Genomic DNA, 9,641 nt, shown 5'->3' on the forward strand with positions numbered 1-9,641 from the left:
GAATGCGTCGTCGGGGTCCGGCCGACGAGGCCACCTCACGCCTCCGGGCGGAAGGCGCGGCTTGCTCGCCCGGGGCACTCTCGGGCTTTCCGGCCGCCCGTGGATCCGGCGTGACGGCCTCCAGAAAAAAAGCAGGCCCAAGGCGAGGCCGGACCTCACCAGGGCGTGGCCCGTGGTGAGGTCCGGGGTCGCGGCTTCTTCAATGCACGCCGCCCCGGCCGGTGACGGTGCCGCCGTCCTGATTCCGGCTGACGCACAGCGCCCAGATGACGAATCCGGACATCGCGATCATCAGCACCGACCAGACCGGGTAATAGGGCAGCGACATGAAATTGGCGATGATGACGAGTGCGGCGAAGCCCACTCCGACCACGCGTGCCCACATCGCCGACCTGTACAGACCGAAACTCACGAGCAGCGCGATCACGCCGAGGACGAGATGGATCCAGCCCCAGCTCGTCAGGTCGAACTCGAAGACGTAGTTGGGGGTCGTGACGAAGACGTCGTCCTCGGCGATCGCCATGATGCCACGGAAGATTCCCACCACCCCGGTGATCCCGAGCATGACCGCCGCGAAGACCGTCACCCCGTCCGCCCAGGTCTGCTTGGCCGAACTTCCTGCGTGTGGGGCATGGGGGGTATGTGCCTCGGTCATCTCCGTACCTCGTTTCGTATCGCCGAGCAGTTGGTGCGCGCGGTCAGGGTGAGGGGGCGGAAGTGCTGTTCGGCTCGGTGCCCGGGGGCGGGCGGTGGTCGGCAAGGACGTGCGCCTTCGCCTGACGGAACTCCTCCTCCGTGATGTCTCCGCGGGCGCGCAGTTCCGACAGCCTGGTCAGTTCGTCGACGCTGCTGGTCTTTCCCTCACCGGCCGCGGTCTTCCTGATGTAGGAGTCGAACTCCTGCTGCTGCGCACGGGCCTGCGCGATCTCGCGTCGTCCCATGCCCTTGCCGCGGGCGATCACATAGACGAGGACGCCCAGGAAGGGCAGCACGATGGTGAACGCCAGCCAGCCGGCCTTCGCCCAGCCGTTCATGTCGTCGTCACGGAATATGTCGACGATGATCCGGAAGAGCAGCACGAACCACAGGATCCACAGGAAGAACCACAGCAGCGACCAGAAAGTGCTCAACAGCGGAAAGTCGTACGCCAGGTACATAGCTCTTCCTCCGTTCCGGTCCCCGACTGGGCAACCGTTCCCTTCCCCTTCAGCGTGCGTGCGGGGCGGACCAGGGGCATCACCCGAAGCGGGTGAACCAGACACCGGAAAGCGGCACGTGGGGGCGTTCAGCAAGGTGGCGGCGGGGCTGAGCCCGGCGCGGTGCGGACCGACAGGCCAGGCCGTTCACAGCCTCGACCGGGCACAGCAGGACGAGCCCGGCCGCGTCGGCGGGATCGCGCAGAGCAGCGGGGGACATCCTCATCCGTCCGGGCCCTTCCACAGGGCGTTGACTCGCGCAGCGTGCTCATGGCGCCCCCTTGCGTGATCGGGGGGAAGGTATCGACGGTGCTTCACAGCTCCGGCAGCTGTCGCATCTCCATGACACGCAGACCCAGCGACTGGAATCGGGCCAGCAGCCCGTACAGGTGCGCGTCGTCGACGACAGGGCCGTACAGGACTGTCTGACCGGACATCACCACGTGATCCAGTTCGGGGAACGCCTTCGTCAGCGTTTCCGACATGTGTCCCTCGACGCGGATCTCATAACGCATGAGCTGTTCCCCCGGTGGCGGGCGGGGCAGGTGACGCTCGGGCGTCTTCTTCTCTGAAGCATGCGCCGTGCTCCTCCCTCCCCGCCTCACCTGGCACGGGTGAGTGTCTGAGGGCCCGGCCGGCTCCATCGTCATGACGGACTCGAATTGCCACACCAAGGGGTGGTGGCTGGGTCGGCTCAGGAAGTGGGCCCCGAATCGGCCGCCTCCGCAGGATCGCCGTGGTCCGGCCGCCCGTGACGGTCCACACGGCCCGGCAGGTGCCGCGTGACCACGATGCTTGCGAGGGCGATCCCGCTGGTGGCAAGGATCGCCGCCTTGAGACCGTCGAGCTGAGCAGAGGCGTACGAGTCCGCGAGGGCATCGACCTCCGAGCGCGGCAGACCGGCCTGTTCGGCCGCAGACCGTACCTGATCGGTCGGTACGAAGGTGATGCCGGCCTCCAGGGCGATACCGGTCCGGTCACGGGCTTCTTCGGACAGTCGCGGATCCTGCGCGACATTGGCCGTGAAGGCGTTCGCGAGAGAGCCGATGAGGATCGATCCGATCAACGCGGTGCCCAGGGCGGACCCGAGGTTCTGGGCCGTGTACTGGAAGCCACCGACCTCGCTGCGTTCGGTCCCACCGACGCTGGACTGCACGACGTTGCCGAGCTGCGAGGCGAGCAGCCCCATCCCCACGCCCAGCAGTGCCATCGCTCCGGCGAACTGCGCGTCGTCGATGGCCGGGTCGATCGTGGCCAGCAGCCACACGATCGAGGCGAGAAGTGTCAGCAGAGCCAGCCGCACCACCAGGCGCGGTCCCAGCCTTCGTCCCAGCGAGGACGCGCTCAGGGAGACCACGAGCATGGCGAGGGAGACCGGAAGCAGCCGCAGCCCCGTCTGGAAGGCGTCGAACCCCTGCACCACCTGCAAGTACAGCGGGATGGTGAAAAAGAGGCCGAGCAGGATGAGGTTCTGGCTCACCAGCGTCAGCAGCCCGGAACGCAGCGGCGGCCGGTGCAACAGCGACAGGTGCACGAGCGGGTCCGCACCGTGCTCCTCGCGGCGCCGCTCCCAGCGGGTGAAGAGGTACAGCAGGGCGAGCCCCGCGGCGACGACGAACAGGGTCGGAGCGAAGCCCAGAACGGTGAACGGCGGGTTGCGGGGCTCCACCCATCCCCAGGTGCTGCTCTGCAGCACGCCGAGCACGCCGAGCCCCAGGCCGGCTGCCGAGAGCGCGGCCCCCACACCGTCCATGCCTGGGCGGGGGCCGGTCACCGCCGACCGCGGAACCGCTTTGTGGGCGCACAGCACAGCTGCGACGACCACCACCTCACCGACGAAGACCAGACGCCAGGTGAGATAGGTGGTCACCCACCCGCCCAGCAGCGGACCGACCGCAATACCCGCGCCTGCCAAACCACCGATGACCCCATAGGCGACGGCCCTGTCACGGCCCCGATAGGACTCCGCGACGAGTGCGGCCATCGCCGGCAGCACCATGGCGGCTCCCAGCCCTTCGATCACGGACCAGCCGAGCGCGAGCACCCACAGGGTCGGCGCCACCGCGGTCAGGGCCGAGCCCACGGCGTAGACGATCAGCCCTGCCAGAAACATACGGCGCCTGCCCAGGATGTCGCCCAGGCGGCCGCCGATGAGCATGAAGGCAGCCATGACCAGCGCGTACAGCGTGATCACCGCCTGGATCGCGGTGACCTCGGTGTCGAAGTCCTCCACCAGCTGACTGATGGACACGTTCATCACCGAGGTGTCCAACACCATCAGGAACTGGGAAGTCCCCAGGACGATCAGCGCGCTCCAACGTCTCACGATGCCCATCCTCTCGGGCCGCGATGCCGACGGACCGGTAGGCCACGTGGTGCCACGGGTGACCTGCCGCCAAGACCACGGAACCAGGTGGATCCGCCCGGCGCCTCACCCGCTGGGGGCGAAGCGGTTGCCCCTTCACAGCAGCTGGAGCTCCCGCGCACGGCGCACCGCCTCACCGCGCCGGTTGACGGCCAGCTTCCGGTAGACGCCCCTGAGGTGAGTCTTGACCGTGTTCACCGAAACACACAGGTCGGCGGCGATCTCCCCGGTCGACATCGCGAGGGCCAGCCGCCGTAGTACATCGAGCTCGCGTTCGCTCAACTCCGCCACGGCGAGCGGCGCGAGCCCAGGGTCGCCCACCGTGCCTTCACCACCGCCCTGGCCCGTGGGGATGAGCCAGCCGGCAGCCAGCTCCCGAAGCGCCGGCGCAGTCAGAAGAGGCCAGATGCACGCTCGGGCGTCCAGGAAAGGCCGTCGCAGCCGGTCGCGGCGGGCATCGAGGAGCGCACGCTCGACCAGCCTGCGGGCGCCGGCGGCATCCCCTGCCTGCGCGGCGGCGCACGCCCGCACCAGCGCCGTCCGGACCGTCACCGCGGGCCCCGCTCTTCCGTCGGACGTGATGTCGTCGACCAGATCGACCGCTGCGTCCCGCCGGCCTGCGGCGAGCAGGATCCGGGCCGCTCCCACGGCACAGAGGGGATAGTCCCGCGATACGCCGTCGAGCACCGCGACAGCCTCTTGCAGCCGTCCTTCAGCCAGGCGTGCAGCAGCGACGACGAGGGCCTTGTGACTGTCGGCCCACGAGGAGGCGACATCGGTGTCCACCACCGTGGCCTCCGCCGCAGCAGCGGCCGGGCGTCCCGTCAGCAAGGACAGCCTCGCCCTGACCACACCCTGCACGGCAGCCGCTACGGGATCGCGCGCCGCAGCAGGCAGCCTCACCGCCTCCGCAAGCAAGGCCTGGGCCTGGTCGAGTTCGTCACGGTCGATAGCCACGGAAGCCAGTACCAGCCGTCCAAGACCGGTACTGGAAGGCGACGGCAAGCTGGATCCTTCCGGCTCGGTCGTCCTCGCCAGGACCTTGTGCTCAGCCCGTTTCAGCCAGCCGTTGAGATAGTCGATCAGCGCCAGGTGGTCCCATGACTCCTCCTGAAGAAGCCTGACAGGCGCTTCGTCGGCCATTTCGGCCACTGCGGCAAAGGCGACGCGCGCGTCCTTGAGACGCCCGGCCCACAGGCGTGCGGCCCCGAGGTGGGTGTGCAGGAGTGCTGTGAGTTCGGGGTGCTCGTCCAAAATCCGGGCAGGGACCTCGTGCCGCAGCCGTTCGGCCGCCTTCGCGGCCTCCTCGGCCCATCCGGGAGCACCGGTGAGCCGTGCCGCCACGGTCTCCAACAGGACGCAGCCGAGCCGGGCGGCTGCCGTGCCGTTCGCCTGCCCGTCCAACAGCTGCTGCCGAGCGCGGCGCAGGTGCGCGAGACCACGAGGTATGTCGTACCGGGCAAGGCCCAAGGTGGCGCGTATGAGTTCCGGTGCGACGCCCGTGGTCGCAGGCGGCATCTCGGAGAACAGCCGGACGAGGGGCTCCGACTGCAGGCCGGTGCACAGCTGACCGACGGCCAACTCGTCGACCAGGGTGTCCGCGGCGAACTGCCAGTCGCCGGCCGCAACTCCGTGACCGAGCGTCTCGGCCAGAGACCCGTTGTGGCGCATCCATCGCGCCGCCCGCCGGTGGAGTTCCGGTTCCAGGCCAGGCAGGCGCACCCGTAGATGAGCCCGCAGAATCTCCTTGAACAGGGGATGGAGCCGGTACCACGAGTGTCCCAGGTGCTCGACGAACGCGTTCTCGCGGTGCAGGCCGAAGAGAAGCGGGCCGGCGTCGACTCTTCCGGTCAACGCGTCCGCCAGCTCCGGGCGGAAACGCGTCAGTACGCTCACCCGCAGCAGCAGGTCCTGTGCCTCCTCCGACCGCCCCTGGAGCACCTCGGCCAGCAGATAGTCCGCTATCGTGCTCCGCTCCGCCTCGAACTCCTTCAGATACAGCTCGGGGTCGGCACTCTGCGACGCGGCCAGCGCACACAGCCGCAACCCCGTGGCCCACCCGCCGGTGCGCTCCACCAAGGAATCCACGGCCGCACCCGGAAGGCACAGTCCTTGCGTCTCCATGAGCGCAGCGGCTTCCTCCCGGGTGAAGGCCAGCTCCGCGGCGCGAATTTCGGTCAGCTCATCCTTCGCCCGATAGGCATGCAACGGCAGCAGCGGCTCGGCACGGCTCACGAGAACCAGCCGCAACCCCGCCCCGGCATGGTGCAGGAGGAAATCCAGCTGCTCCGCGATCTCCCCGGAGGCCGCCCGGTCGATCTCGTCAATCACCAGCACCACCGGCTGAGAACGGTTGCTCAACTCCGCGGCCAGTGCCATCAGCAACCGGCGCTCCACCCGGTCCGCACGCACCGGCGCCCCCACCGCGGTCCCTACCGGTTCGGAGCAGCGACGCAAGGAGTGAAGGACGTACGACCAGAACACACCGGGCCCCTCGTCCCCCGCTTCGGCGGTGAGCCAGGCGACGGGCAGCTGCAGTCCGCCCGCCCAGTCGGCGGCCAACAACGTCTTGCCCGCACCGGCGGCCCCGTTGACCAGCGTCAGAGCCGTGTCCATTCCCCGGTCGAGGTGGTCGACAAGCCGCTGCCTTCGCACGTACGTAGCGGGCCGCACCGGCGGGGTAATCCGTGTACGCAGGAAGGGCACACCCAGAAGATCGGTCCTGGATCCGGCTTGCCAGGCAGGTACGGCCGATTCACCGGACCTGGGAGGCTCAGCCGGCCCGGAATCGAATGCACCCGTCGCGCCCATGGCACTCACCGCCGAAGCCGTCGGAGTCATACCGCCTCCATGCTCCATCGACATTCCGCAGCGCGCGCGCCCAGGCCTGAGACCATGGCGATGTCCCCCCTTCACGTCCCGCGGGTCCTGGTCCGCCGCGTTCGTCAGGCCGACGACGAGCGGACGGCGTAGACGCGCAACAGCCCATGCCATGTTTGCGGGGGACACGTCCCAGAATTCCCCTGGGTGCGACAGACGTACTGCGGAGCACGCTGGGAACAAAGGACAACCGGCCTCAAGAAGACACACAACACTGCAACGGCGCCTCGCCCAGCAGCCGAACCGAGCGTGCTCTCCCAGGGCGACGAGCCGCAGACCGTGCGTGACAAGACCCCGCAGGCACCTCAACATGTCCGACACCAGGCGTGAGACTGAACGGTCTCCCCTGAGGAAGAAGCGCAGACATGGGCAGCACCATGGACAAAGCCAGAGGCAGAATCAAGGAACTCACCGGGAAGATCACCGGTAACGAGAGGCTCGAGGCCGAGGGTAGGACCGACCAGGCGAAGGCCAAAGCGCGGGAGGCGGTGAGGGACGTTCGTGAGCGCGCTCGGGGTCTCAGAGATTCCCTCAGGCGCAGTCGGCATTGACGCGGCGCACCACTCGGGGCCGACAGCGCGCCGCTTCCGTCCCCTGCACACTCGAAGAACGCGGACCTCTTGCGCAGCCCCGGTGGCGCGGACTGCCGACGCCCGGAGCGCCCGCGTACACGACCGGCCCCAGGCGGCCGACCCAGCCGGCGTCAAGGCGCACCCGCTCGCCGGGACGAACAGCGGTTGCCCACGACACGGGCGTGATCGTGCCGGCGCGCGAACACGCACGCGTGGCGCCACCGGACGAGGAGGCCGAAAATGGGAGGGCCGGATGCGACCCTTCCAGCCCCGTCCCGCGGAGCCACAGGAAACGCCGGGCTCCGCCGAACACAGCGGATACCCTCACCCCGGAATACGGTGGGGAGCCAGGTGGTGACCTATGTGCCGATGGCTCGCTTACTCAGGCACGCCCGTATTGCTCGACACCATTCTCTACAAACCGGCGCACTCCCTGATTGACCAGAGTCTGCACGCGAAACTCGGCGTGGAGACCACCAACGGGGACGGATTCGGTGTCGGCTGGTACACGCGGGGCGGTGCTCCTCCGGCCCTTTTCAGGGAGATCGGGCCCGCCTGGAACAACCGTAACCTGCGGGAGCTGGCGGACCACGTCCGCTCACCGTTGTTCTTCGCCCACATCCGGGCATCGACCGGAACAGCGGTACAGCAGTCCAACTGCCACCCGTTCCGACACGGCCGCTGGATGTTCATGCACAACGGCGCCATCGCAGGATTCGACCTCATGCGCCGTGACCTCGCTCTGCTCGTCGACCCGGGTCTGTACGGGAACCTCGAAGGGACAACGGACTCCGAGGTGATGTTCTATCTGGCCCTCACCTTCGGCCTTGACCAGGACCCGCCCGCCGCCGTCGCCCGGATGGCGGGAGTGGTGGAGCGCGTCGGTCACGAACACGGCGTGGAGTTCCCCCTCCAGATGACGCTCGCCATCACGGACGGCGAAAGCACCTGGGCCTTCCGCTACTCCAGCGAGCACATCTCCCGGTCCCTGTTCTACAGCAGCCGGGTGGATTCACTGCGCCGACTGCATCCCGATGTCGCGTTCCTGCAGGAGGTCTCGGCGGAAACCCGCCTTATCGTGTCCGAGCCCCTCGGCGAACTGCCGGGCGCGTGGAACGAAGTACCGGAAGGCACCTACGGGGTCGTCCAGCCCGGCGCTGACGAACTGCACTCCTTCGCCCCGGTGGCGGCATAAGGCGTTGCATGGACGAGGGCCACCTCACCCGACTTGATCTCGCCCAGGGGCTTCAACGCCGCCAGGGCGGTGGCCCGTTGACACCACGAGACCGAGGGCTGGGGGAGAGGTACATCGCCCTCAGTAGACGATCCGTCCGAACTACTCCGTCATCGCCGGTTCCGGCAGATGAGTTCTGCGAGGCGCCCACAGCCTGCGGGGGATTGCGGGGAACCCGTCTGGTCATGGGCCGCCCGCCGGTGGCACCATCTGTCGGATGCCCCCTTCCATTCAGGTCGGTCCATACACCGTCATCGCGCTCGCCGACGGCGCGGGCCCCTTCTTCTCCCCCAGGTCGGAGGCGTTCCCCGGCGCCACCACCGAGCATTGGGCGGCGGCCGACCAGCTCGATCCCGGCGCGCTCGACGCCGAAGGGCGCTGGTGGCTCCAGTTCCGCGCGTTCGCGATCCGCAGCAACCAGGGCGTGACGCTGGTCGATGCAGGGATCGGCCCGGCCGACGGCCCGGCGGCCTCGTGGGCGCCCGTACCCGGGGCACTCCCGGCTTCGCTGGCCGCGGCGGGTATCCAACCATCCGAGGTAGACACGGTGGTGCTCACGCACCTCCACACCGACCACGTGGGATGGGCCGTCGTCGGCGGCGAGCAGGCGCGGCCGTTCTTCCCGAACGCCGAATACCTCTTGCAGCAGGCCGAAGTCGACGCGATCGAGGAGGTCAACCCGCAGCTGCGGTCGACTGTGATCGACCCGCTCCGGAAGACCGATCAGCTACGGCTGCTCGACGGCGACACCCCGCTGCGCGGCGGCGAGCGCGTGTTCGCCACGCCCGGTCACACGCCCGGGCACCAGAGCGTGCTCGTCGAGTCGGGCCGGGAACTGGTCGCCGTCACCGGCGACTTGCTCGTCCATGCGATCCAGCTGCTCCACCCCGAACTCGCCTACGCTCACGAGATGGACCCCGAGCAGGCAAGGGCCTCAAGGGAACAGGTACTCCACAGCGGGGCCGCCAGCACCCTCTACCTCGCGACCCCGCACCTGACCGAGCCCTTCATCGCCCGCTGACCCACCTGGCAGGGCCGGCCACGACGGACTGCGGAGTACAGCTCGACCTTGGACGCCTGCGGCACGACCAGCCCCTTTCGCAAAGAGCATCCGATGACGTCACTACTGGTCGGCAACGCCACACAGGCGTACGTCGATGACAGAAGGGACGTCGAACCTACGGGGCGGGACCAGGGCATCGAGGTTCGCGATCATCCAGGGTTGGCCCAGAGTCCGAAGAGGGTGTGCGCGATGCGCGCCGCTCATGGAGACGTTGTAGAGCGGCCCGGCCGGTCCGTTGATGACGCTGAGGGAGATTGCGGGTTCGCCAGCGAGGTCGTGGCAGGACGAGGCGAGCTGCTCGGGCTTGGTGGTGAGCGGTTCGCGGATGTAC

Annotated in this window: 8 protein-coding genes; 3 read left to right on the top strand and 5 right to left on the bottom strand. The window is 68.5% G+C overall.

Annotation, left to right across the window (positions count from 1 at the left end; genetic code table 11):
- Positions 1-199: 199 nt before the first annotated feature.
- The 5 genes from ACWF79_RS11010 to ACWF79_RS11030 all read right to left on the bottom strand — a co-directional run bounded on the left by ACWF79_RS11010 (position 200) and on the right by ACWF79_RS11030 (position 6,177).
- Positions 200-655: a DUF7144 family membrane protein gene (locus ACWF79_RS11010; RefSeq protein WP_453727767.1), complete on the bottom strand. Its 456-nt coding sequence runs from the start codon at positions 653-655 to the stop codon at positions 200-202.
- A gap of 43 nt (positions 656-698) precedes the next feature.
- Positions 699-1,157, bottom strand: coding sequence for an SHOCT domain-containing protein (locus ACWF79_RS11015; protein WP_453727768.1), 459 nt, complete (start codon positions 1,155-1,157; stop codon positions 699-701).
- A gap of 353 nt (positions 1,158-1,510) precedes the next feature.
- Positions 1,511-1,711, bottom strand: coding sequence for a hypothetical protein (locus ACWF79_RS11020; protein ID WP_453727769.1), 201 nt, complete (start codon positions 1,709-1,711; stop codon positions 1,511-1,513).
- A gap of 179 nt (positions 1,712-1,890) precedes the next feature.
- Positions 1,891-3,522: an MFS transporter gene (locus ACWF79_RS11025; RefSeq protein ID WP_453727770.1), complete on the bottom strand. Its 1,632-nt coding sequence runs from the start codon at positions 3,520-3,522 to the stop codon at positions 1,891-1,893.
- A 135-nt stretch (positions 3,523-3,657) separates the two neighbouring features.
- Positions 3,658-6,177 (bottom strand): LuxR C-terminal-related transcriptional regulator, encoded by a 2,520-nt coding sequence (locus ACWF79_RS11030; RefSeq protein ID WP_453727771.1) that lies wholly within the window; start codon positions 6,175-6,177, stop codon positions 3,658-3,660.
- Between the two features lie 641 nt (positions 6,178-6,818).
- On the opposite strand from ACWF79_RS11030, the gene ACWF79_RS11035 reads away from it, so the two are divergent.
- The 3 genes from ACWF79_RS11035 (at position 6,819) to ACWF79_RS11045 (ending at position 9,268) form a co-directional block, all read left to right on the top strand.
- Entirely contained in the window at positions 6,819-6,992 is a 174-nt protein-coding gene (locus ACWF79_RS11035; protein ID WP_453727811.1) for a CsbD family protein, read from the top strand.
- A gap of 382 nt (positions 6,993-7,374) precedes the next feature.
- Positions 7,375-8,208: a class II glutamine amidotransferase gene (locus ACWF79_RS11040; RefSeq protein WP_453727772.1), complete on the top strand. Its 834-nt coding sequence runs from the start codon at positions 7,375-7,377 to the stop codon at positions 8,206-8,208.
- A 256-nt stretch (positions 8,209-8,464) separates the two neighbouring features.
- Positions 8,465-9,268, top strand: coding sequence for an MBL fold metallo-hydrolase (locus ACWF79_RS11045; RefSeq protein ID WP_453727773.1), 804 nt, complete (start codon positions 8,465-8,467; stop codon positions 9,266-9,268).
- The last annotated feature ends 373 nt before the right edge of the window (positions 9,269-9,641 follow it).

It is taken from the genome of Streptomyces sp. NPDC054975 (assembly GCF_053609105.1).